Below are 22,599 nucleotides of genomic sequence, written 5' to 3'. Positions count from 1 at the left end.
GGCGCCCCACGTTTGCGGGACAACTCCACTGCCGCCCGCGGACGTTGTGGCCGGCCACCGTCCCGGCATCCGGACGAGATCGATCCGGCCGTTCGCCCTGTGATGGCATGCTTGACCTACGGGCAGCTACGGCCACGGCAGGGAGGACCGCGATGGCGATCGAGACGGCACAGACGCCACCGCGCCCCATGCGCGCGGACGCCCGGCGCAACTACGAGCGGCTGCTCGCCGAGGCCCGTACGGCCTTCACCCGCACCGGCACCGATGCCCCGCTGGAAGACATCGCACGCCGCGCCGGTGTCGGCATCGGCACCCTCTACCGCCACTTCCCGAACCGCACCGCGCTGATGGGCGCGGTCTTCCAGGGCGAGATGTGCGCCCTGCTGACCCGTTCCCGTGAGCTGGCCGAGGCCCCACAGCCCTGTCAGGCCCTGGTCGACTGGCTGCGGGCGATCATCGACCACGCCAGCACCTACCGCGGTCTCGCCCAGGCCCTGATGGCCTGCTCGACCGACGAGAGCTCGGCGCTCTCCCGCGGCTGCAACCTGCCGCTGCGCGAGGCGGGCAGCGAACTGCTCGCCCGCGCCCAGCGGGCCGGGGCCGTACGGCCCGATGTGGTGATCGCCGACCTGATGCAGCTCACCAACGCCATCGCGCTCGCGGTGGAGCAGTCGCCCGACGACCCCGGACTGGCCGACCGGCTGCTGGCGCTCACCTTCACCGGCCTCAAGGCCCGCTGAGCCTCAGCGGCGGCGCGGTGCCAGATCCGCCACCCGGCCCGGCTGCTGCTCCGCGAGCGGCACCGCGCTGCGGAGCTGGGTGCCATGCGGGTGGTTACGGCGCGGTCCCGGCAGCGGAAGCCCGTCCTCACCCGCTCTGGGAGGAGGGCCCAGCCGCCCCGGGCGCCCCGGGCCACCCCCCTCACCGCCCGCCCCCGCGCCCGGTCCGGCCACGGAGATCTGCACCCCCTGGTCGGCCAGCGCCTGGAGCTCGGTGAGCGCCCGGTCGTCATGGCCCGGTGGCTCATCGGTGACCAGCCGCGTGATCACATCGGTGGGCACGGTCTGGAACATGGTGTCGGTGCCCAGCTTGGTGTGGTCGGCGAGCACCACCACCTCCGCCGCGGCCTGCACCAGCGCCCGGTCCACACTGGCCGAGAGCATATTGGAGGTGGACAGCCCGCGCTCGGCCGTCAGCCCGCTGCCGGAGAGGAAGGCACGACTGACCCTCAGCCCTTGCAGGGACTGCTCGGCACCACTGCCGACCAGGGCGTAGTTGGAGCCGCGCAGGGTGCCGCCGGTCATCACGACCTCGACCCGGTTGGCATGCGCCAACGCCTGTGCGACCAGCAGGGAATTGGTGACCACGGTCAGCCCCGGCACCCGCGCGAGCCGGCGGGCCAGCTCCTGCGTGGTCGTACCGGCGCCCACCACGACGGCCTCGCCCTCGTCGACGAAGCCGGCCGCGAGATCGGCGATGGCCGTCTTCTCCGCGGTCGCTAGATGGGATTTCTGCGGGAAGCCGGACTCCCTGGTGAAACCGCCCGGCAGCACCGCACCGCCGTGCCGGCGGTCGAGCAGTCCTTCTGCCTCCAGCGCCCGCACATCACGCCGGACGGTCACTTCGGAGGTCTGGACGACGCGGGCGAGCTCCCGGAGCGATACCGCTCCGTTCGCGCGCACCATTTCAAGGATCAATTGGCGACGTTCTGCAGCGAACACGAAACTGACAGTAACGCCAACGACCGTCTGCTTTCAGCAGCTTGCACCAATTAACAGAAGTTGTTCATCTGCGTGGCCAAGAGCTGCTATAAGGGGGCCGACTACGCCTCACCCTGCGTCTTGCGGGTGTGCAACTGCCGCGCCACCTCGGCGATCGAGCCGGACAGCGACGGATAGACGGTGAACGCGTTGGCGATCTGCTCGACCGTCAGGTTGTTGTCCACCGCCAGCGAGATCGGGTGGATCAGCTCGCTCGCCCGCGGCGAGACCACCACACCGCCGACCACGATGCCGGTGCCCGGACGGCAGAAGATCTTCACGAAGCCGTCCCGGATGCCCTGCATCTTCGCCCGCGGGTTCCGCAGCAGCGGCAGCTTGACCACCCGGGCGTCGATCTTCCCGGCGTCCACGTCCGCCTGGGAGTAGCCGACCGTGGCGATCTCGGGGTCGGTGAAGACGTTGGCCGAGACCGTCTTCAGGTTCAGCGGGGTGACCGCGTCCCCCAGGAAGTGGTACATCGCGATCCGGCCCTGCATGGCGGCCACCGACGCCAGCGCGAACACCCCGGTGCAGTCACCGGCCGCGTAGACGCCCGGAGCGCTGGTCCGGGAGACCTTGTCGGTCTTGATGTGCCCGGACTCCCGGAGCCGGACCCCGGCCTCCTCCAGGCCCATGTCCGCCGTGTTCGGGATCGACCCGACCGCCATCAGACAGTGGCTGCCGGTGATGACCCGCCCGTCGGCGAGCGTGACCTCCACCCGGTCCCCCACGCGCTTGGCGGCCTGCGCCCGCGAACGGGACATCACGTTCATCCCCCGGCGGCGGAAGACGTCCTCCAGCACCGCGGCCGCGTCCGGGTCCTCGCCCGGCAGCACCCGGTCCCGGCTGGAGACCAGCGTGACCTTCGACCCCAGCGCCTGGTACGCCCCGGCGAACTCGGCACCGGTGACACCGGAGCCGACCACGATCAGCTCCTCCGGGAGCTCGTCCAGGTCGTACACCTGCGTCCAGTTCAGGATCCGCTCACCGTCCGGCTGCGCGTCCGGGATCTCCCGCGGATGGGCACCGGTGGACACCAGCACCGCGTCCGCGACCAGCGTCTCCTCGGACCCGTCCGCGGCCCGGACGATCACCCGTCGCGAGCCGTCCGGCGACTGCGAGGGCTCCAGCCGCCCGCGCCCGCGCATCACCCGGCCGCCGGCGCGCGTCACCGAGGCGGTGATGTCATGCGACTGCGCCAGCGCGAGCCGCTTCACCCGGCGGTTGACCTTGCCCAGGTCCACGCCGACCACCCGGGCCGCCTGCTCCAGCGGCGGGGTGTCATCGGCCACGATGATCCCCAACTCCTCGTACGAAGAGTCGAACGTCGTCATCACCTCCGCGGTGGCGATGAGCGTCTTCGACGGCACGCAGTCGGTGAGCACCGACGCCCCGCCCAGGCCGTCGCAGTCGACGACCGTCACCTCCGCGCCGAGCTGCGCGGCGACCAGCGCCGCCTCATAGCCGCCGGGTCCGCCACCGATGATCACGATCCGAGTCACATGCCCCATTGTCCCGCACCCGCTCATCCGGCCACCCCGGGGGGTTGTCCACCCCTCTCCCGTACCCTCGACCCATGTCGCTCTACGCCGCGTACGCCGGCAACCTCGACGCGCGGCTGATGTCCCGCCGCGCTCCTCACTCGCCGCTGCGCGGCACCGGCTGGATCACCGGCTGGCGCCTCACCTTCGGCGGCGAGCAGATGGGCTGGGAGGGCGCCCTCGCCACGATCGTGGAGGCCCCGCGCTCCCAGGTCTTCGTCGCCCTGTACGACATCGCCCCCATGGACGAGGACTCCATGGACCGCTGGGAAGGCGTCGGCCTCGACATCTACCGCCGGATGCGGATGCGGGTGCACACCCTGGACGGCGAGGAACCCGTCTGGCTCTACGTCCTCAACGGCTACGAGGGCGGCCTCCCCTCGGCCCGCTACCTCGGCGAGATCGCCGACGCCGCCGAATCCGCCGGAGCACCCCACGACTACGTCATGGAGCTGCGCAAGCGCCCCTGCTAGCCCCGCGTGCGAATCACAATCCGAACACCGCGGCCGATTACGTCTACGCGCGTAGGCAGTAAGCGGCTACCCTCGACCGCGTGAACGCATCAGTTACTTGGGACAGCCAGGGCGACCCCCACGCCGCCGCCGACGCCGCCGCCGCGCGCCTGCGCGAGCTGACCGGCGCGGAGACCCATGACGTCGCCCTGGTCCTGGGCTCCGGCTGGGTCCCCGCCACCGACGCACTCGGAACGCCGGAGCACGAGTTCCCCGTCACCGAGCTGCCCGCCTTCCCCCCGCCCGCCGTCGAGGGCCACGCGGGCACGATCCGCTCGTACAAGATCGACAACAAGCGGGTTCTGGTCTTCCTCGGCCGTACGCACTTCTACGAGGGCCGCGGTGTCGCCGCCGTCGCGCACGGCGTCCGCACCGCCGTCGCCGCCGGCTGCAAGACCATCGTCCTCACCAACGGCTGCGGCGGCCTCCGCGAGGGTATGCGCCCCGGTCAGCCGGTACTGATCAGCGACCACATCAACCTCACCGCCACCTCCCCGATCATCGGCGCCAACTTCGTCGACCTCACGGACCTCTACTCCCCCCGGCTGCGCGCCCTGTGCCAGCAGATCGACCCCACCCTCGAAGAGGGCGTCTACGCACAGTTCCCCGGCCCGCACTACGAGACCCCGGCCGAGATCCGCATGGCCCGCGCCATCGGGGCGGACCTCGTCGGCATGTCCACCACGCTGGAGGCCATCGCCGCCCGCGAGGCGGGCGCGGAGGTCCTGGGCATCTCCCTGGTCACCAACCTGGCCGCGGGCATGACGGGTGAGCCCCTCAACCACGAAGAGGTCCTCCAGGCGGGCCGCGACTCCGCCGCCCGCATGGGCAGCCTGCTGGCCCAGGTCCTCAACCGCCTGTGACCTAGCCGGTCGGGCCACCGGGGCAACGCGGGGTGCTGCCCCACCCGGGCAGCACCCCGCGCCCTTCCCGGCGCGGCACCGGACCGCAGCCCCGGCGGGGCACACCGGAAAGCCTCGCCGGACCACCGGCGGGGCGCCGGGGATGCCCGGGCACCCACCGGCAGGGTCCCGGGCAGCACTGGCCGGAAGCCGGAACAGCACCAGAGACCACGGCCGCACCACCCCGGCGGGGAGCCAGGCACACGCCCGAACCGCTGGCGGACGACCGGCCGGGAGCCGGGGGCACGCCGGAAGCCGCTGCCGGACCACCGGCGGGGAGCCGCCGACGAGACGGGAGGGGCCGGGGTCGCAGGGGTGGGGTCCTGGACGCTGTCGTGTATTTGTGGCGCCGATCTCCGGCCCAGGCTCACGTCTCCGGGCAACGGCGCCGTAAATATACGGTCCAGGACCCCGCCCCGGAGGCCCCGGACCCGCACCCAGCAACGCACCCACCCCCACCCACCCCGCACCCAGGAGACCTCATGGAGCCCGACCTCCTCACCCAGGCCCGCACCTGGCTCGCCGAGGACCCCGACCCCGACACCCGGGCCGAGCTCAGCGAGCTCCTCCGCACCGAGGCGCTCGACGAGATCGCCGACCGTTTCTCCGGCACCCTCCAGTTCGGCACCGCCGGTCTCCGCGGGGAACTCGGCGCGGGCCCCATGCGTATGAACCGCGCCGTCGTCATCCGCGCCGCCGCGGGCCTCGCGGCGTACCTGGCCCAGCAGGACACCGCCCGCGGCCTCGTCGTCATCGGCTACGACGCCCGCTACAAGAGCGCCGACTTCGCCCGTGACACCGCCGCCGTCATGACCGGCGCCGGTTTCCGCGCCGCCCTGCTGCCGCGCCCCCTCCCCACCCCCGTCCTCGCCTTCGCCATCCGTCACCTCGGCGCCGTCGCGGGCATCGAGGTCACCGCGAGCCACAACCCGCCCCGCGACAACGGCTACAAGGTCTACCTCGGTGACGGCTCCCAGATCGTGCCGCCCGCCGACGCCGGCATCGCCGCCGAGATCGCCGCGATCGGCAGCCTCGACGACGTCCCGCGCCCGGACGGCGGCTGGGAAACGCTGGGCGACGACGTGCTGGAGGCGTACCTCGCCCGCACCGACGCCGTCCTCACCCCCGGCTCCCCGCGCACCGCGCACGTCGTCTACACCCCGATGCACGGCGTCGGCCGCGACACCCTCACCGCGGCGTTCGCCCGCGCGGGCTTCCCGGCCCCGACCGTGGTCGCCGTCCAGGCCGACCCCGACCCGGCGTTCCCGACCGTCGCGTTCCCGAACCCGGAGGAGCCGGGCGCGATGGACCTGGCGTTCGCAACAGCCCGCGAACTCTCCGCCGCCCCCGACATCATCATCGCCAACGACCCCGACGCCGACCGCTGCGCGGTAGCCGTACCGGAGGAGACCTCCGGCGACTGGCGGATGCTCCGCGGCGACGAGGTCGGCGCGCTGCTCGCCGCCCATCTGGTGCGCAAGCGCGCCCACGGCACGTTCGCGACGACGATCGTCTCGTCCTCCCTCCTCTCCCGGATCGCGGCCGCCGCGGAACTGCCGTACGCCGAGACGCTGACCGGCTTCAAGTGGCTCGCACGCGTGGACGGGCTGCGCTACGCCTTCGAGGAGGCGCTCGGCTACTGCGTGGACCCCGCGGGCGTACGCGACAAGGACGGCATCACGGCGGCGCTGCTGATCGCGGAGCTCACCTCGGAGCTGAAGGAGCAGGGCCGCACCCTCTCCGACCTCCTGGACGACATCGCGCTCACGCACGGACTGCACGCGACCGACCAGCTCTCCGTCCGCGTGGAGGACCTCTCCCTGATCGCCACGGCGATGAAGCGGCTGCGCGACCAGCCGCCGACGTCCCTCGCGGGGCTGACCGTGACGACGACGGAGGACCTCTCCCAGGGCACGGCGGCACTCCCGCCGACCGACGGTCTCCGCTACCACCTGGCCGGTAACGGCACCATCCGCTCGGCGAGGGTGATCGTCCGCCCGAGCGGCACCGAGCCGAAGCTGAAGTGCTACCTGGAGGTGGTCGTGGACGTCCCCGGGACGGACGCGCTCACCACGGCCCGCACCACGGCGGAGACGGCGCTCGCGGGGCTCAAGACGGACCTCGCGACCGCGGCGGGCATCTGAACGGCTGTCCGCGCAAACCACCGCCTGCCTCTCTCAGCGTGGGGTAGTGCACGGTCCTCGTCCTGGCCGCCTGCCTCCAAGCACCGGCCGGACGAGCCCTTCTCGACCGGGCTCCGATCGGCGCCGGATCCCCCGCCACCCTGCCGAGGGGGTGTACGCGCCGACGGCAGGGGTCTGGAGGGTGCGCCACCGACGGCGAAGCCACCCCGGGGCGGGGCCCCGGGACCCTGGCATCACCTGATCGGGACGGACCCGGATGCGCTCACGATGACCTGGATAGCCGCAGGGCCCACCCAGCCGGGCCGTCTCCGTCTTCACACCGAACCAGGCTCGGTACGTAGCTCTCGGGAGCCGGGCGCCCTGCCGTCTCCCAGTTGCTGAGCCAGACACGCAGGACTTCAAGAGAGGGAGAGTTGGGCCGGTCTGCCAGAATCGTGCCGTCCTGTTGAATGACTGCTGCTGCGGTCCGGGTTGAGTGCCCGAGCGCCCACAGGTCCGGCTTCAGCCCGGCCATCGTCAGATGCGGATTGCCTGCCGCGGCAAGGAAGGTCCGCCAGGATGGCCAGTCGACCTCGGCACCGTCGTAACGCTCGGTGTACGCGTCCCCCAACAGCCGGTGCAAGGTGGTGCGGGCACCTGAGTTCTGCCAATCATCCTTCCCGCGCCACGCAATGGAGATCCAGGATGGACCCGGGACACGGTTCTCCCAGTCGACCCACCTGCCGGGCAGGTCGAGATCTCCCTTCGGTGAGGCGGTCGCCTCGATGTAGCCGCCTGTGAACACGGCCTCCACCTCGGGCTGCCTGTCACGGACGCGGATCTTGGCGACCACCGTCATGTTGGGCACGGGCGCGACCGGCAGAGGCGTGACGATGAAGCCGCCGCCGACCACCTGCTCCACCCATGCCTGGGGAAGCAACGGAGGGGTGCACCACGCCACCATCCGGTCGTACGGAGCCCGCTCCGGGAAGCCGGCCGTGCCGTCGGCGGTGTGGCAGCGGATGTTGCCCAGGCCCCGGTCGTGGTGGATGAGGTTGGCCCAGCGGGTCAGGTAGTGATCGATGTCGAGGCTGGTCACCTGTCCGGTGGGTCCGACGAGTTGAGCAAGTAGAGCGCCGGAGTATCCGGACCCGGTGCCGAACTCGGCTACGTGCATGCCCGGGTGGACGTCGAGTGTGGTCAGCTCACGGTGGATGACAACCGGGTTGGAGCGGTGTGGAGTGGCGCCGCGGCCTTCGTGGTGGGTGTAGTGGCGTTCGGGGACGGTTTCGGCGATGTCGGCGAGGGTGGTCACTGTTCACTCCTTCGAGGGGATGGGGCACTTGTTTGCGATAACCGCTCCGGATGGGCGAAGGACACGCGCCCGACGACCGCGCCGCGGGGTCAGACCGTCAGGGCGGTGTAGTGGTGCCAGCCTGCATCTGTGTACTCGCCGACCGGGCCGCCGCCAGGGAGTTCGGCCCAGGCGTGGTACTCCACCGGCGGCGGAGAGAATCGCGCTCCCAAGCACCAATTCAGACGGCGGCCGAGGAGCGCGGCCGCCAGGACAGCGCCGAGCGAGGTTTCCATGCACGCGGCCCGGCCGGGCCACAGGCGGCCAGTGTGCCTGACAGCCGAGACAAGGGCTTCGGCCTTCGCGGGAGTCAGCGGCCGTCGGCCCGCCCACCGTGCCCAGCGGACTGCCCGAACGGTGTGGCGGAAGGGCAGCCGCAGCAGCGCCAGGGCCAGCGCGAGACCGACCGCCGCGGCACATCGTTCGAGGAGGGTTCCGGTACGAACGGTGGAGTACGCCTCCATACTGGTCATCGCCACCACCTCAGCCACCGGGGACGGCTCGTACTCGCGATCTCGGTGACGGCGAGTCCCTGCGAGATGAGAGCATCAGCCACGGTGCTGACGTCGGCAGCGGCCTGCACGGTGCTGATGCCGTAGCGGGTGGCGTACTGCTCAACGGCCTGGCGCTCGGTGGTGCCAGCCAAAAGGATCATGACCGCGGCGGCTGCGGTGGGGGTCAGATAGGACCAGCGCCCGGAGAACTCGTCGAGAATGGCCCCGCCTTCGTCGGTGAGTACCGCATGGGCGCCCTCATGTAGCTGCCACATGGCCGGCCACCTCCCACCATGAGGCGGCGGTGGTGGTCTCGAGCTGGCGCAGCCAGACCTCAGCGCTGACGGCCAAGTGCAGGGCGCCCTGGGCGGTCGGCTGTCCGGCTGTGGCACGTTGCAGCATGTGCTCCACGGGAGGCTGAGTGATCAGTCCGGCGGCAGAGAGGCGGGACGAGGGGCCGAGCAGACGGGCGAGGATGGCTGCGTGTCGGGTGAGCCCTGCGTAGGCGATCGCGTTGAAGCCGCCCTTGGTCGCGCGGGCCAGAACGAAGCCCGGCAGAACATTGGTGTGGGCGAAAGCCTCGGCCAGCAGCGGTTTGTACCGGCCGGGGGCGCCGCGCTGGTCAGCGGGGACAGCCAGGCACGCGCGGATCACTTCGTTGTCCAGAAAGGGCGCGGCGACGTCCATGCCGTAGTCGGCACGGGCGAGTTCGCGCAAGCCGCTGGTGTCTGTCCCGACCCGCGCGAGATCCTGCCGGTCCGTCCAGGCAGCCAGGTGCCGAGGTTCTTCGGACAGTTCGTCGGCAGCCGCCTCCAGTGCCTCCGCGAGCTGGTGGCGCACCTCGGGGCTCATCCAGTCAGCGGCGGCCAGTAGGGGTGTCCAGGCGACGGGTCGCTCTGCCTGTGGCACCCACTCACGGGGAGCCTGGTGCAATTCGGTGGCGGTGCACCGCCAGGCGCCGCCCAGCCCGGTGCGCGAGGCCGGACGAGCGCGCCGCAGCACGGTCAGCGGGGAGATGTGCCGCAGCCGGGCGTGGCCGTGCGCGTGTGCAAGGGCTCGGCGGTGCTGGCGGTCGCGCAGCAGATCGGACAGGTAGGAGGAGGGCGCGGACAGTACAGCGTCCCCGGCCGCTCCAGTGAAGTGCACCGCCGCCGACCGGTGTTCGGTCACGGTCTCCAGGACGGCCCGCTTGATAGCGGCCGTGACCGCATACGCGTTGGGCGCGTCAGTCAGCGGCAGCGAGGACAGGTCGTCCAGGCCGCTGTAGTACACGGCCTCGTCGCGGCCGGGCACCGCGTGATGGGTGAGCTGCGGTATCGCAACAGCGGTGCGAATCGCGTAAGTGAGGTCGTCATCGCGCAGCCGGGCATCAGCGAAGGTCACAGCGGTGACCGGCCCGCGCCGAGCAGCGAGGCACGCCAGCGTTGTGGAGTCCAGCCCGGCCAGGTCCGCGCTCGCCGCTCGTGTGCCGTCCAGGCGCATGTCGACTGCGTCGCTCAGTGCGGCCCGTACCCGCGGGGCGGCGTCCGGCAGGCTCACCGGCTGGTAGTTGATCGGCTCATAGCGGACGGTGGTCGCCCCGCCGGGCGTCATCAGCAGCAGGTGGCCGGTCGGTACACGGCTCACTGCGCGGAACAGACTCCGCTGCCCCAAGACATCCGGTTGCGCGAGGGCCAGGTGAGCGGCGAGAGCGGTCGGATCGAACGGTGCGCCATCCAGCGCGGCCAGAGCCCCGGCCGATGTCGCCCACCACGTTCCCGTGCCCTCTGTCCGCCAGTACACCGGGTACTGGCCGGCCAGATCGCCGATCACTGCCAGAGACTCGCCGCTGCGCGCGATCGTGAGATAGGAGCCGGGCCAGCAGGTCAGCGCAGCCCAGCCTCTCGTCCGCACGGTCTTCAGCGCTTGGTGTAGCTGCTGGTCGTCGGCGCCGCAGTCACCGATGACTGCCAGGGCCAGCGGGCCTGAGCCTACTGACCGGACCTGGTTGGTGAGCCAGCCAACGGCCCACGCTGCGTCCAAGCCCGGTACGGGCTTTCTGTTCCTCGGTAGCCGATCGTGTCTGCTCGCTCCGTACCATCCAGTACTCCACCGCATCAGCCGCCCGCTCTCGTCGCCATCGCTCTTGGTGGTCAAAACGGAACGGGCGCCGGGCTACTGGCGGCCGTGCCCCAACACGGTCCTCCGTGACGCTCCGGCGCCCGTTCAAGTCCGGAGCCTGGAGCCGGGCCACGGCGCACACCGCCCGGCCCCAGGCAGCCGATGGATCAGGCGTTCTTGTACTGGGTGTCGTCGGCGGTGTCGAAGTTATTGGTGCCCAGCGTCACCTCGACGACCTCGCCGGCGTCCAGGACGACCGGAGCGTTGTACTCGAGAGCGGTGGTCTGCGTGTTCATGATTCCTACCTCCGTGGTGTTCCATCCCGCGCGCCCGAGAATGGGCGCGCTGTGGACGTGGTACCTGGCCCTGCAGCCGAGGCCGGGGGAGCCACGTTTTTCCCCGACCCCCTGGCCCTGACAAACAGTCAACCCAGTTCAGAGGGTTGGCGGTACGGTGTCGGGCAGGCCGAGCGGTATATCGGGTATACGGGGCAGGTACTCATGACCAAGCGCACGCCGAATCAGCAGCTGACGAGCCTCGTCGCCGAGTCCGGGCTCACGTATGAGTCCCTGGCCAAGGAGGTACGCGCCGTAGCCGCCGAGTGCGGGAAGTTATTACGGACCAACAAGTCGAACATCGACCACTGGATGCGCGGCGCAGTCCCCGCACGCGATACCGGCCGCTATCTCGCCGTAGCCTTGTCCCGTCGGCTCGGCCGCCTGCTGACCCTTCACGATCTGGGCCTCGCACCGCACCAAGGGGAAGACGACAGCCTGGGACTGTCCATCAACCAGGATCCATTGGACACCCTGCTGCCAATGTGGAGGCACGAATTGGACCGGCGCCGCTTCCTCACCACGTCCGCCTACTCGGTCGCCGCCGCCGGCCTCCCGCTGTCGTATGTACAAGAGATTGCCGAGCGCACCGCCGCCGCCCGCACGGGCCAGACCATCGGCATGGCGGAAGTTGCTGCGGTCCGCGACATGGTGCGCCTTTTCTCCGAGATGGATGAACGCCACGGTGGACAGCACGGGCGCAGTGCCCTGGTGCAATACCTTCGCGACGACGTCGCCCCGCTGTGCCGAGGCCGTTTCCGAACCGACGAGATTCGCCAGCACATGCTTTCTGCCGCCAGCCGCGGCGTGCACCTGCTCGGCTGGAAGTCCTATGACGCAGGACAGCAGGGCCTGGCTCAGCGCTATTACCTTCAGTCCTACGCGCTCGCAGTCGAGTCCGGCGTTGCCGGGCACGATGGGTTCGTGATGCGCACGATGGCCATGCAAGGACTCAAGCTGCACAGGCCCGAGCACTGCCAGGCTCTGGCCGAGACCGGGCTGAACCATGCGAAGGGCAAGGTCGATGTGCAGACAGAAGCGCTCTTCCGCGTCGTGCATGCCCACACCCTGGCCAAGTCCGGGCGGAGGCAGGCGGCCATTGCTGAGGCCGAGCGGGCCCGTGCCCTCCTGTCGGCTGACTGTGGGGACGAAGTACCGTTCTGGGCTCTTGCCTGGGGTCCGCCTGCTGCGTCGGTCTACTCGCGCAATGCCAAGGTCTACGAGACGTTGGGCGATCGGAAGGCGGCAGCGGAGCAGTACGCGCGGGCCGCCGCGTCTCGCCCAGCCGCCTATGCACGGATCGTCGCCCTCGACCTGGTGGCGAGCGCCGAGATGCAGCTCAAGGGCGGCGGTATCGAGCAGGCGTGCGCGACCTGGAACACGGCGATGGACCATATGAACGGTGTGCGGTCCGTCCGCACCCGCAAGGCCGTGAAGCGGATGCGTAGTGATCTCGCTCGTTTTCGGGCCCGCGGTGTGCGATGTGCCGCTGAGCTGGATGAGCGGGCTGTCGAGTTCCTGGCCGCGACCTGATCGCCACTCGTTGGAGAGTCGGCCGGCGGCTGTGATCCCCACGTGGACCTCCCCGGCAGACACATCGACCTCCGGAAGGCGGCCGACGCCGAGCGCACCCCACCGGCCCTAGATGGCCAGCATGATCACCAGCAGTACGGCCCCCGCCACCGCCGGTGCGATGACCTCGACCGCCCAGCGGATCTCAGGAGCCCCCTGCGCACCGTCCCGCCCCGCGTTGAGCTCGGCCATCTCCCGCAGGTCACCGATCGCCGCGTCGGACGGCGCGCGCCGGTCCTCGTGGGTGTCGACGGCGACATGGGCGGAGGTGCGGCTGTAGGGGTCCTCGGCGGCGGACCGGGCCTGACGCCGTGCGGCTCGCTTGCGCTGGCGCAGGGAGACGGGGATCGCCCACAACTGGTACTTGCCCCCGGCGGCCAGCACCTCGCTGGTGTAGCCCGCGCGCAGCGCGTCGACCGAGGCCCACGGCAGGGTGATGGTGCGGAAGGGGTTGCGGACCAGCAGCCGGTCCGCGCCCGCGTAGACGGCGGGGCGGACGGTGAAGGCGATGACGACCGGCACCGCGAACAGCAGCCCGGCCAGGGCCAGCCAGGGCGTCCGACCCTCGCCTCGGATCATCGCGTCGATGCCGAGCCAGGCGCCGACCGCGAGCAGCAGCACCCCGCCGGCGATACCGGCCGGGGACCGGTAGACGCGGTCGGCGAAGGCGCCCTCCTGGCCGTCGTCCGAGGACTGCGGGGCCGCGTCCGGACCCGGCGCGGGGGCCGGGTCGCGACTCGGGTCGCGACCCGAGTCGCGGGCCGAGTCAGAGGTGGAGTCATCCGGGCTCGTCATGCGCCCGATTGTGCACCACGCCCCCGCGGCACCGGACCCCGGAGCGAAGGACCCGCCTTCCGCAACAGACCCCCGAAGGATCCCCACCCCCGGGGGTGACATCTGCTACGCGCGTAGATATGCTCACCTGGTGACCATGCCCAGCACAGTTCCCGCATACGGCAAAGAGGCCGCGGAGCGACTCGCGTCCATGGCGGACGTGACCGCCTCGGACGGCGCGCTGCGCCGCTTCCTGCACGGCCTGCCGGGCGTCGACGCGGTCGGCCTCCAGGTGCGCGCCGCGACCCTCGGCACCCGCTCGATCAAGACCACGGCGAAGGCGTACGCCATCGACCTGGCGATCTCGATGATCGACCTGACGACCCTGGAGGGCGCGGACACCCCGGGCAAGGTCCGGGCGCTGTGCGCGAAGGGGGCCCACCCCGACCCCACCGACCGTACGGTCCCCAAGGTCGCGGCGATCTGCGTCTACGGCGACATGGTCGCGACCGCCAAGGAGGCGCTGGCCTCCGCGAGCGGGAGCGACATCCACGTCGCCGCCGTCGCCACCGCCTTCCCCTCCGGCCGCGCCGCGATGCCGGTGAAGCTGGCGGACACCCGGGACGCGGTGGCCGCAGGGGCGGACGAGATCGACATGGTGATCGACCGCGGCGCCTTCCTCTCCGGCCGCTACCTCGACGTCTTCGAGGAGATCAAGCAGGTGAAGGAGGCGTGCGCCCGCCCGGACGGCGGCGCGGCCCATCTGAAGGTCATCTTCGAGACCGGTGAGCTCCAGACCTACGACAACGTCCGCCGGGCGTCCTGGCTGGCGATGCTGGCCGGGGCCGACTTCATCAAGACCTCCACCGGCAAGGTGGCGGTGAACGCCACCCCGCCGGTCACCCTGCTGATGCTGGAGGCCGTGCGCGACTTCCGCGCCGCCACCGGGGTGCAGGTGGGCGTGAAGCCCGCGGGCGGCATCCGCACCTCCAAGGACGCCATCAAGTACCTGGTGATGGTCAACGAGACGCTGGGCGAGGAGTGGCTGACGGCCGACTGGTTCCGCTTTGGCGCCTCCAGTCTGCTCAACGACCTGTTGATGCAGCGCCAGAAGCTCCGCACCGGCCACTACTCCGGTCCCGACTACATGACGGTGGACTGAGACACCCATGGCACCCACGACTCCCACGAAGCCCATGACCTTCGCATACGCACCCGCACCCGAGTCCCGGTCCGTCGTCGACATCGCCCCCTCCTACGGGCTGTTCATCAACGGCGAGTTCACCGAGGCGGCCGACGGCAAGGTCTTCAAGACCATCTCGCCCTCCTCCGAGGAGGTGCTCTCCGAGGTCGCCCAGGCCACGGCCGAGGACGTCGACCGCGCGGTGAAGTCCGCCCGCAAGGCGTTCGAGAGCTGGTCCGCCCTGCCGGGTTCGGAGCGCGCCAAGTATCTGTTCCGGATCGCCCGTGTCATCCAGGAGCGCTCACGCGAACTGGCCGTGCTGGAGTCCCTGGACAACGGCAAGCCGATCCGCGAGTCCCGGGACGCCGACCTCCCGCTGGTCGCGGCGCACTTCTTCTACTACGCGGGCTGGGCCGACAAGCTGGCCCACGCGGGCTACGGCCCCGACCCCCGGCCGCTGGGCGTGGCCGGTCAGGTCATCCCGTGGAACTTCCCGCTGCTGATGCTGGCGTGGAAGATCGCCCCGGCCCTCGCCGCGGGCAACACGGTGGTGCTCAAGCCCGCCGAGACGACACCGCTCTCCGCCCTGTTCTTCGCGGACATCTGCCGTCAGGCCGGACTGCCCAAGGGCGTGGTCAACATCATCACCGGCGACGGCGCCACCGGCGCCGAGCTGGTCGGCCACCCGGGGATCGACAAGGTGGCCTTCACCGGTTCCACCGAGGTCGGCAAGGCCATCGCCCGCACCGTGGCGGGGACGTCGAAGAAGGTCACCCTCGAACTGGGCGGCAAGGCGGCCAACATCGTCTTCGATGACGCGCCGATCGACCAGGCGGTCGAGGGCATCGTCAACGGGATCTTCTTCAACCAGGGCCATGTCTGCTGTGCGGGCTCCCGCCTCCTGGTCCAGGAGTCGGTCCAGGACGAGCTGCTGGACGCCCTCAAGCGCCGGATGCGGACGCTGCGCGTGGGCGATCCGCTGGACAAGAACACCGATGTCGGCGCGATCAACTCGGCCGAGCAGCTCGCCCGTATCCGCACGCTCGCCGAGGCGGGCGAGGCCGAGGGCGCCGAGCGCTGGGCCCCGGACTGCGAACTGCCCGGCTCCGGCTTCTGGTTCGCGCCCACGCTGTTCACCGGCGTGACACAGGCCCACCGGATCGCCCGCGAGGAGATCTTCGGCCCGGTGCTGTCCGTGCTGACCTTCCGCACCCCCGAAGAGGCCGTCGCCAAGGCCAACAACACCCCCTACGGCCTCTCCGCCGGGATCTGGACGGAGAAGGGTTCGCGGATCCTGTGGATGGCGAGCCGGCTCCGCGCCGGGGTGGTGTGGTCCAACACGTTCAACAAGTTCGACCCCACCTCGCCGTTCGGCGGCTACAAGGAGTCGGGCTACGGCCGCGAGGGCGGTCGCCACGGCCTGGAGGCGTACCTCGATGTCTGACCGCAGTGAGCGACTGTCCGTGCTCAAGACCTACAAGCTGTTCGTCGGGGGCAAGTTCCCCCGGTCCGAGAGCGGGCGGGTGTACGAGGTGACCGACGCAAAGGACCGCTGGCTGGCCAACGCCCCGCAGGCGTCCCGCAAGGACGCCCGGGACGCCGTGGTGGCCGCTCGCAAGGCGTTCGGCGGCTGGTCGGGAGCCACGGCCTACAACCGCGGCCAGATCCTCTACCGCGTGGCCGAGATGCTGGAGGGCCGCCGCGAGCAGTTCGTCCGCGAGGTGGCCGACGCCGAGGGGCTCTCCAAGTCCAAGGCGGGCGCCCAGGTGGACGCGGCGGTCGACCGCTGGGTCTGGTACGCGGGCTGGTCCGACAAGGTCGCCCAGATCGCCGGATCCGCCAACCCGGTCGCGGGGCCGTACTTCAACCTCTCCAGCCCCGAACCCACCGGGGTCGTCGCGGTCCTGGCCCCGCAGGACTCGTCCTTCCTCGGCCTGGTCTCGGTGATCGCGCCGGCGATCGTCACCGGTAACACCACGGTGGTCGTCGGCAGCGAGGACCGTCCGCTGCCCGCGCTCTCCCTGGGCGAGGTGCTGGCCACCTCCGATCTGCCGGGCGGCGTGGTCAACGTGCTCTCCGGCCGCACCGCCGAGATCGCGGCCCCGCTCGCCTCGCACCAGGACGTGAACGCGTTCGACCTCACCGGCGCGGCGCCCGAGCTCGCCGCCGAACTCGAGGCGGCCGCGGCGGAGAACCTCAAGCGGGTCGTCCGTCCACAGGCTGTGGACTGGACGGCCGACCCCGGCACCCGCCGGATGCTGTCGTTCCTGGAGACCAAGACGGTCTGGCACCCCATGGGCGTCTGACGGACGTCCGAGGGGCGTCCGACCCCACCGGCTCACCGGCTCACCGGCCCACCGGCCCCCGCTCCTCCCGTCCGAGGATGCGGGGGCCGGTGCACATCACATCCGCCCCGCCGCATTTGTCCGGACCCGGGAGGTCACAGGGGCGGCGCCATACGCCACACTGGTCTTCCGTGACCTTCCATCCCGCCCCCGCCCGTGTCGTCCTGCTGACCGGTCCGTCCGGCTCCGGCAAGTCCTCGCTCGCGGCCCGCACCGGGCTGCCCGTGCTGAACCTCGACGACTTCTACAAGGAGGGCGACGACCCGACCCTCCCCAAGCTGGCGGAGGACGGGAGCACCGACTGGGACTCCCCGCTCTCCTGGGACGCGGACGCGGCGGTGGCGGCGGTCGAGGAGCTGTGCCATACGTCGCGGACGACCGTGCCGGTGTACGACATCGCCTCCAGCTCCCGCGTGGGCGCGGAGCCGTTGCACATCGGGCGGACCCCGCTGTTCGTGGCCGAGGGGATCTTCGCGGCGGACATCATCGGGCGGTGCCGGGAGCTGGGACTGCTGGCGGACGCGATCTGTCTGCGGGGCCGTCCCTCGACCACGTTCCGGCGGCGGCTGCTGCGCGATCTGCGGGAGGGCCGCAAGTCGGCGTCGTATCTGGTGCGAAGGGGCTGGCGGCTGATGCGGTCGGAGCGCGGCATCGTGGCGCGGCAGACGGCGCTGGGCGCGTACGCCTGCGACCGGGACGCGGCCCTGGGCCGGATAGCGGCGGCGGCCGTGGCGGGCCGGCGGCCCGCGGGGGTCAGGACCTGAGTTTTCCGGACACCCCGAGAAGACCCCTCGCATAAAACGACGGCGGAGCGCCCCGGAATCGGGACGCTCCGCCGTGGTATTCAGCCCGCGGCCGGAAAGGACCGCCGAATGGCTGATTTACCAGGGGTACATGATGACCGCGTCGCCGTGCGGCACACAGTTGAACCCGGTGAGCTCACCCTGCTGAGCCAACTTGTTGCCCAGCGTCTGGCACTCGAGGTAGGAGTTGGTCCAGTGCGGGAGCAGACGGGTCTCGGCCGAGGCCGTGTTCGCCATGGCCACCGGCAGGGCGACGGCGGCCGTGGCGACGGCGGCCACGGCGAGCGCCTTCGCGCGTCGGGTCTTCTTCATGTGAGCCTCCAATTAAGCGGGGGATACACAACAGAGCCTTTTCCGCCCACGGTCGGCCACACCTTCACAGCGGCATTCCACCACCAGAATTCCGGGCCGCCGCGGCGACGCGAAAGACGTTAGCAGCGCACTTGGCGTTTTTGCCCGACCGACAATAGTGAAACAAGGGAAAGGCAATTGCCGCGATTTCTGGAACCCGGAATTCCCTCGGCGCATCAGGCACGCGAACCCGCACACATGCGAGCGGGACCGGATGGACCCCCCGGCCCTCCGGTCCCGCACTTGTTCCCCCGTGCTCCCCCGTGTCCCCCGTACTCTCCCGCGGATCCCCCGATCCCCGGTTCCCCCGTTTTCCCCCGATCCCCCGTACTTTCCCCCGTGTTCCCCCGTTTTCCCCCGCCTTCGATCTCCCGCCGCCGTCAGGCGACCAGTTCGCCGAAGGACTCCTCTTCGTCGCGGCCGAAGCTGAGGGCTTCGTCCTCGCGCAGCCGCCGCAGCGACCGCCAGATACTGCTCTTGACCGTTCCGACGCTTATGTTCAGTATGTCCGCGATCTCCGGGTCCGTACGGCCCTCGTAGTACCGCAGGACGAGCATCGTGCGCTGGAGCTCGGGGAGCCGGGCCAGGGCCTGCCACAGCACGGCGCGCAGCTCGGTGCCGCGCATCGCGTCCTGGTCGCCCGCCGTCTCCGGCAGCTCCTCCGTCGGGTACTCGTTGAGCTTGCGGCGCCGCCAGGCGCTGATGTGCAGATTGGTCATGGTCCGCCGCAGATAGCCGCCGACCGCCGCCTTGTCACTGATCCGGTCCCAGGCCCGGTAGGTCGAGAACAGCGCGCTCTGCAGCAGGTCCTCGGCCTCGAACCGGTCTCCGGTCAGGTGGTAGGCCGTGGCGTACAGGGAGGCGCGGCGCTCCTGGACGTAGGCGGTGAACTCCGCCTCCGACGCAGCGCGCCGCTCCCCCATTGCCTCCCCGTACGAGCCGCCCCCGTTTCCCCCGTGCCCCCCGAGGCCGCCGGTGTCCCCCTCGGCCTCCGTCTTCGCGTCAATGGCCACCATGTAAGGAGGCCGCTGACGCCCGGCGCCGCGAGCGCACCCCCGCCCGCTCACGGCACCGGACTTCTCGTGGCTCCGGCCGGCGTCGTGAAGGCGTGTGCGAACTGCGCTGGTGGTAGTGAAGTGCAGTGTGCTCATCTCGCGCCCCCCGTCGGTGGAGCCGGTCCGTCCGGTCTGGTTCTGGTTGCTCCGGCCGGTGTACCGCCCCGGTGCACAGATGACTCTGCCGGGCCAGTTTCATCGCGCTGTCTGTCGACTGTCACAGGCTCGTCACAGGGGATCGGGCCGATAAACCCCCGGCGGTCGAACTACAGGCCCCTTGTAGGCCAGAATGACCAACGTGCCTTTCCTGTTGCTGATCGAGGACGACGACGCCATCCGCACGGCCCTCGAACTCTCACTGTCCCGCCAGGGCCACCGTGTGGCGACGGCGGCGACAGGCGAGGACGGCCTGAAACTGCTGCGCGAGCAGCGGCCGGATCTGGTCGTGCTGGATGTGATGCTGCCCGGGATCGACGGCTTCGAGGTGTGCCGTCGTATCCGCCGCACCGACCAGTTGCCGATCATCCTGCTGACCGCACGCAACGATGACATCGATGTGGTGGTCGGGCTGGAGTCGGGAGCCGACGACTATGTGGTCAAGCCCGTGCAGGGGCGGGTGCTCGACGCCCGGATCCGCGCGGTGCTGCGCCGGGGCGAACGGGAGGCGAACGACGCCGCCTCGTTCGGCAGCCTGGTGATCGACCGTGCCGCCATGACCGTGACCAAGAACGGTGAGGATCTCCAGCTCACCCCCACCGAACTGCGGCTCCTGCTGGAGCTCAGCCGCCGGCCGGGGCAGGCGCTGTCCCGGCAGCAGTTGCTGAGACTGGTGTGGGAGCACGACTACCTCGGCGATTCCCGGCTGGTCGACGCCTGTGTGCAGCGACTGCGCGCCAAGGTGGAGGATGTGCCGTCCTCGCCGACGCTGATCCGTACCGTGCGCGGAGTGGGTTACCGGCTGGACGTTCCGCAGTGAGCGCAGCCGGGGCCCGGGGCGCAGGCGCCGAGATCCGGGGCGGAGACGTAAGGAATTGAGCGGGGTGAGCGAGGAGCCCGGTCGTGCGCGGGGCTGGACCGCGGGTCTGCTGCGGTGGCTGAGTCTGCGGCTGCGGCTGATGCTGGTCTTCGGTCTGGTGGCGCTGGCCGCCGCCGTGTCCGCCTCGGCCATCGCCTACTGGCTGAACCGTGACGCGGTGCTGACCCGTACCCAGGACGCGGCGCTGGACGAGTTCCGCAAAGCGCTCAAGGAGGACACCGACCCGCTGCCCGCCCTACCGACATGTCCCGAATTGCAGGACGCGGCGGACCGTATGTCGGACAACAGCCAGAAGTACGAAGTGCTGCTGATCTCCGGTACGCGCGGCGGCGGGACCTGTGTCGCGGCCTCGGACGAGGCGCTGTTCACCCAGAAGGTGGTGCCGAGGTCGCTGCGTCACGCGGTGGACCAGCGGCGTGCGATGGACGGCTCAAACGAGGCCCCGTACCACCTCTACTGGCAGCGGATCACGCTGGACGGTACGCCGTACCTGGTCGGCGGGGCGAAGGTGAACGGCGGCGGCCCGACGGGCTACATGCTCAAGTCGCTGGACACCGAGCGCCAGGACCTCAACTCGCTGGCCTGGTCGCTGGGGATCGCCACCGCCCTGGCGCTGATCGGTTCCGCGCTGCTGGCCCAGGCCGCCGCGGCCACCGTGCTGCGGCCGGTGCAGCGGCTCGGCGAGGCGGCACACCGGCTGGGCGAGGGGCAGTTGGACACCCGGCTCCAGGTGTCCGGCTCCGATGAGCTGGCCAATCTCTCCCGCACCTTCAACCGGACCGCGGAGCGGCTGGAGAAACGGGTGGCGGAGCTGAGCGCCCGGGAGGCGTCCAGCCGCCGCTTCGTGGCGGACATGTCGCATGAGCTGAGGACCCCGCTCACCGCGATCACGGCCGTCACCGAGGTGCTGGAGGACGAGGCCGATTCGCTCGACCCGATGATCGCCCCGGCGGTGCAGCTCGTGGTGAGCGAGACCCGGCGGCTGAACGACCTGGTGGAGAACCTGATGGAGGTGACCCGCTTCGACGCGGGCACGGCCCGTCTGGTGCTGGACGACGTGGACGTGGCGGACCAGGTGACGGCGTGCATCGACGCACGCGCCTGGCTGGACGCGGTGGAACTGGACGCGGAGCGCGGGATCATGGCCCGGCTCGATCCGCGGCGGCTGGATGTGATCCTGGCGAACCTGATCGGGAACGCGCTGAAGCACGGTGGTTCACCGGTGCGGGTGTCGGTGCACACCGACGGCGACGACCTGCTGATCAGGGTGCGGGACCACGGCCCCGGTATCCCCGAGGACGTCCTGCCGCATGTCTTCGACCGCTTCTACAAGGCGAGCGCCTCCCGGCCCCGGTCGGAGGGGAGCGGACTCGGTCTGTCCATCGCCATGGAGAACGCGCATATCCACGGCGGTGACATCAGCGCGGCCAACTCCGAGGAGGGCGGGGCGGTCTTCACCCTGCGGCTGCCGATGGACGCCTCGCAGCTCGCCTCGGAGGAGCAGCTCAAGGACGAGGAGTGCAAGAACGACCGGCGCAAGGGCTCCGAGCAGCGCAAGAACGAAGGGGGCGCCCGATGAAGCGGACGGTCGACCGGCGCCGTACCCGTCCGGCGCTCGCACTGCTGACCGCGGCGGCCGCGCTGCTGGCCACCGGCTGCGGAATCCGGGGGACATCGGTGCCGGTGGACGCGGGGGCCGCGCCCTCGCGCGCGTCATGCGAGGCGCCGGAGCCGGACCGGTCGGCCGAACGGACGGGCCGGGTCTCGATGCGGATCTATCTGCTGTGCGGTTCCCGCGTGCTGTCGGTGAGCCGCGAGGTGCGGATGCCGGACGAGAAGCCGCCGGCCGAACCGGTGCAGATCGGGCGTGCGCTGCTGGAGCAGTTGCGGCAGCCGCCCTCGTCGGCCGAGACGGGGGCCGGGTTCGCCACCGCGGTGGAGGACTGGGTGCAGGTCTCCGCGCCCGCGCAGGACGATCCGGACCGGGCGCTGCGGCTGAACCGGCCGCCGGAGGAGCTGCAGTCCATGGCGCTGGCCCAGATCGTGTGCACGCTCGCGGAGTCCACGGCGGCGGACGAGCACCACCGGGTGGTGCTGGGCGGTCCGGAGAGCGACCGCGATCCGCTCAAGCGCTACACCTGCTCCGAGGAGATGCGCCGCCATCCCGAGATCGCGGTCAACTCCGGGGTGCTGCTCTCCTGATCAGCTCTGACCGCTTCTCGTATCGCGGACGACCGCTCGTGATCGCGTGAGGATTCGTTACGTTTCATGAGCCGGTCACCCCAGGTGGGGCCCCTCTCGGTAACAAGCTGCTGACCAGCGGGGCACAGGCGGAACCGGCACCCCCGCACGGCGCGTC

General features: G+C 70.8%; 21 protein-coding genes and 1 pseudogene. 12 read left to right on the top strand and 10 right to left on the bottom strand.

Features of this window, described 5'->3' with window-relative positions:
• Positions 1–152 precede the first annotated feature (152 nt).
• Complete coding sequence (locus NMK44_RS19110; RefSeq protein ID WP_254744631.1) at positions 153–740, top strand: TetR/AcrR family transcriptional regulator; 588 nt, start codon at positions 153–155, stop codon at positions 738–740.
• A gap of 3 nt (positions 741–743) precedes the next feature.
• On the opposite strand, the gene NMK44_RS19105 is transcribed toward NMK44_RS19110, so the two are convergent.
• Together NMK44_RS19105 and NMK44_RS19100 are read right to left on the bottom strand one after the other, a co-directional pair.
• Positions 744–1,721, bottom strand: a complete 978-nt coding sequence (locus tag NMK44_RS19105) for a DeoR/GlpR family DNA-binding transcription regulator (protein ID WP_308358476.1) — start codon at positions 1,719–1,721, stop codon at positions 744–746.
• A 101-nt stretch (positions 1,722–1,822) separates the two neighbouring features.
• Positions 1,823–3,292: pseudogene (locus NMK44_RS19100) on the bottom strand (NAD(P)H-quinone dehydrogenase); the annotation flags it as partial.
• Between the two features lie 44 nt (positions 3,293–3,336).
• On the opposite strand from NMK44_RS19100, the gene NMK44_RS19095 reads away from it, so the two are divergent.
• The 3 genes from NMK44_RS19095 (at position 3,337) to NMK44_RS19085 (ending at position 6,859) form a co-directional block, all read left to right on the top strand.
• Positions 3,337–3,774 (top strand): gamma-glutamylcyclotransferase family protein, encoded by a 438-nt coding sequence (locus NMK44_RS19095; RefSeq protein ID WP_254744627.1) that lies wholly within the window; start codon positions 3,337–3,339, stop codon positions 3,772–3,774.
• Between the two features lie 80 nt (positions 3,775–3,854).
• Positions 3,855–4,676 (top strand): purine-nucleoside phosphorylase, encoded by an 822-nt coding sequence (locus NMK44_RS19090; RefSeq protein ID WP_254744624.1) that lies wholly within the window; start codon positions 3,855–3,857, stop codon positions 4,674–4,676.
• A gap of 521 nt (positions 4,677–5,197) precedes the next feature.
• Positions 5,198–6,859, top strand: a complete 1,662-nt coding sequence (locus tag NMK44_RS19085; RefSeq protein ID WP_254744622.1) for a phospho-sugar mutase — start codon at positions 5,198–5,200, stop codon at positions 6,857–6,859.
• A 262-nt stretch (positions 6,860–7,121) separates the two neighbouring features.
• Here the strand turns inward: NMK44_RS19085 and NMK44_RS19080 are convergent, their stop codons facing one another.
• From NMK44_RS19080 to NMK44_RS19060, 5 genes are all read right to left on the bottom strand, one after another.
• The gene (locus NMK44_RS19080; RefSeq protein WP_254744619.1) at positions 7,122–8,153 is read right to left on the bottom strand and encodes a protein-L-isoaspartate O-methyltransferase family protein; all 1,032 of its coding nucleotides are present in this window, start codon (positions 8,151–8,153) and stop codon (positions 7,122–7,124) included.
• Between the two features lie 89 nt (positions 8,154–8,242).
• Complete coding sequence (locus NMK44_RS19075; protein WP_254744617.1) at positions 8,243–8,665, bottom strand: lasso peptide biosynthesis B2 protein; 423 nt, start codon at positions 8,663–8,665, stop codon at positions 8,243–8,245.
• The gene (locus tag NMK44_RS19070) at positions 8,662–8,961 is read right to left on the bottom strand and encodes a PqqD family protein (protein WP_254744614.1); all 300 of its coding nucleotides are present in this window, start codon (positions 8,959–8,961) and stop codon (positions 8,662–8,664) included. Before NMK44_RS19070 ends, NMK44_RS19075 begins: the two co-directional genes overlap by 4 nt.
• Positions 8,945–10,783: an albusnodin/ikarugamycin family macrolactam cyclase gene (locus NMK44_RS19065; protein ID WP_254744677.1), complete on the bottom strand. Its 1,839-nt coding sequence runs from the start codon at positions 10,781–10,783 to the stop codon at positions 8,945–8,947. The genes NMK44_RS19070 and NMK44_RS19065 overlap by 17 nt, the downstream gene beginning before the upstream one ends.
• A gap of 170 nt (positions 10,784–10,953) precedes the next feature.
• Entirely contained in the window at positions 10,954–11,082 is a 129-nt protein-coding gene (locus NMK44_RS19060; RefSeq protein ID WP_254744612.1) for a lasso RiPP family leader peptide-containing protein, read from the bottom strand.
• Between the two features lie 204 nt (positions 11,083–11,286).
• On the opposite strand from NMK44_RS19060, the gene NMK44_RS19055 reads away from it, so the two are divergent.
• The gene (locus tag NMK44_RS19055) at positions 11,287–12,654 is read left to right on the top strand and encodes an NsdA family TPR-like regulatory protein (protein WP_254744610.1); all 1,368 of its coding nucleotides are present in this window, start codon (positions 11,287–11,289) and stop codon (positions 12,652–12,654) included.
• Positions 12,655–12,762: 108 nt separating this feature from the next.
• Here NMK44_RS19055 and NMK44_RS19050 read toward each other — a convergent pair whose 3' ends face one another.
• Entirely contained in the window at positions 12,763–13,488 is a 726-nt protein-coding gene (locus NMK44_RS19050; protein WP_254744608.1) for a PH domain-containing protein, read from the bottom strand.
• Positions 13,489–13,624: 136 nt separating this feature from the next.
• Between NMK44_RS19050 and deoC the strand changes: the two genes are divergently transcribed.
• The 4 genes from deoC (at position 13,625) to NMK44_RS19030 (ending at position 17,759) form a co-directional block, all read left to right on the top strand.
• Complete coding sequence (gene deoC, locus NMK44_RS19045; RefSeq protein ID WP_254744675.1) at positions 13,625–14,629, top strand: deoxyribose-phosphate aldolase; 1,005 nt, start codon at positions 13,625–13,627, stop codon at positions 14,627–14,629.
• Positions 14,630–14,663: 34 nt separating this feature from the next.
• A complete protein-coding gene (locus tag NMK44_RS19040) occupies positions 14,664–16,094 on the top strand; it encodes an aldehyde dehydrogenase family protein (protein WP_254744606.1) in 1,431 nt (476 codons plus the stop codon).
• Positions 16,087–16,956, top strand: coding sequence for an aldehyde dehydrogenase family protein (locus tag NMK44_RS19035; RefSeq protein WP_254744604.1), 870 nt, complete (start codon positions 16,087–16,089; stop codon positions 16,954–16,956). The genes NMK44_RS19040 and NMK44_RS19035 overlap by 8 nt, the downstream gene beginning before the upstream one ends.
• Before the next feature lie 170 nt (positions 16,957–17,126).
• A complete protein-coding gene (locus NMK44_RS19030) occupies positions 17,127–17,759 on the top strand; it encodes an ATP-binding protein (protein WP_254744602.1) in 633 nt (210 codons plus the stop codon).
• 117 nt (positions 17,760–17,876) lie between these two features.
• On the opposite strand, the gene NMK44_RS19025 is transcribed toward NMK44_RS19030, so the two are convergent.
• Positions 17,877–18,110, bottom strand: coding sequence for a hypothetical protein (locus tag NMK44_RS19025; RefSeq protein WP_254744600.1), 234 nt, complete (start codon positions 18,108–18,110; stop codon positions 17,877–17,879).
• 419 nt (positions 18,111–18,529) lie between these two features.
• Complete coding sequence (locus NMK44_RS19020) at positions 18,530–19,300, bottom strand: SigE family RNA polymerase sigma factor (RefSeq protein WP_254744598.1); 771 nt, start codon at positions 19,298–19,300, stop codon at positions 18,530–18,532.
• Positions 19,301–19,502: 202 nt separating this feature from the next.
• Here NMK44_RS19020 and afsQ1 point away from each other — a divergent pair, with 202 nt between their 5' ends.
• The 3 genes from afsQ1 to NMK44_RS19005 all read left to right on the top strand — a co-directional run bounded on the left by afsQ1 (position 19,503) and on the right by NMK44_RS19005 (position 22,442).
• Complete coding sequence (gene afsQ1 / locus NMK44_RS19015) at positions 19,503–20,180, top strand: two-component system response regulator AfsQ1 (RefSeq protein WP_254744596.1); 678 nt, start codon at positions 19,503–19,505, stop codon at positions 20,178–20,180.
• A gap of 139 nt (positions 20,181–20,319) precedes the next feature.
• Complete coding sequence (locus NMK44_RS19010; RefSeq protein WP_254744673.1) at positions 20,320–21,819, top strand: ATP-binding protein; 1,500 nt, start codon at positions 20,320–20,322, stop codon at positions 21,817–21,819.
• Positions 21,816–22,442: a hypothetical protein gene (locus tag NMK44_RS19005; protein WP_254744594.1), complete on the top strand. Its 627-nt coding sequence runs from the start codon at positions 21,816–21,818 to the stop codon at positions 22,440–22,442. Before NMK44_RS19010 ends, NMK44_RS19005 begins: the two co-directional genes overlap by 4 nt.
• The last annotated feature ends 157 nt before the right edge of the window (positions 22,443–22,599 follow it).

It is taken from the genome of Streptomyces cucumeris (assembly GCF_024295805.1).
GTDB classification, from domain to species: Bacteria; Actinomycetota; Actinomycetes; order Streptomycetales; family Streptomycetaceae; genus Streptomyces; species Streptomyces cucumeris.
This window is presented reverse-complemented; position numbering and strand designations above follow the sequence as displayed.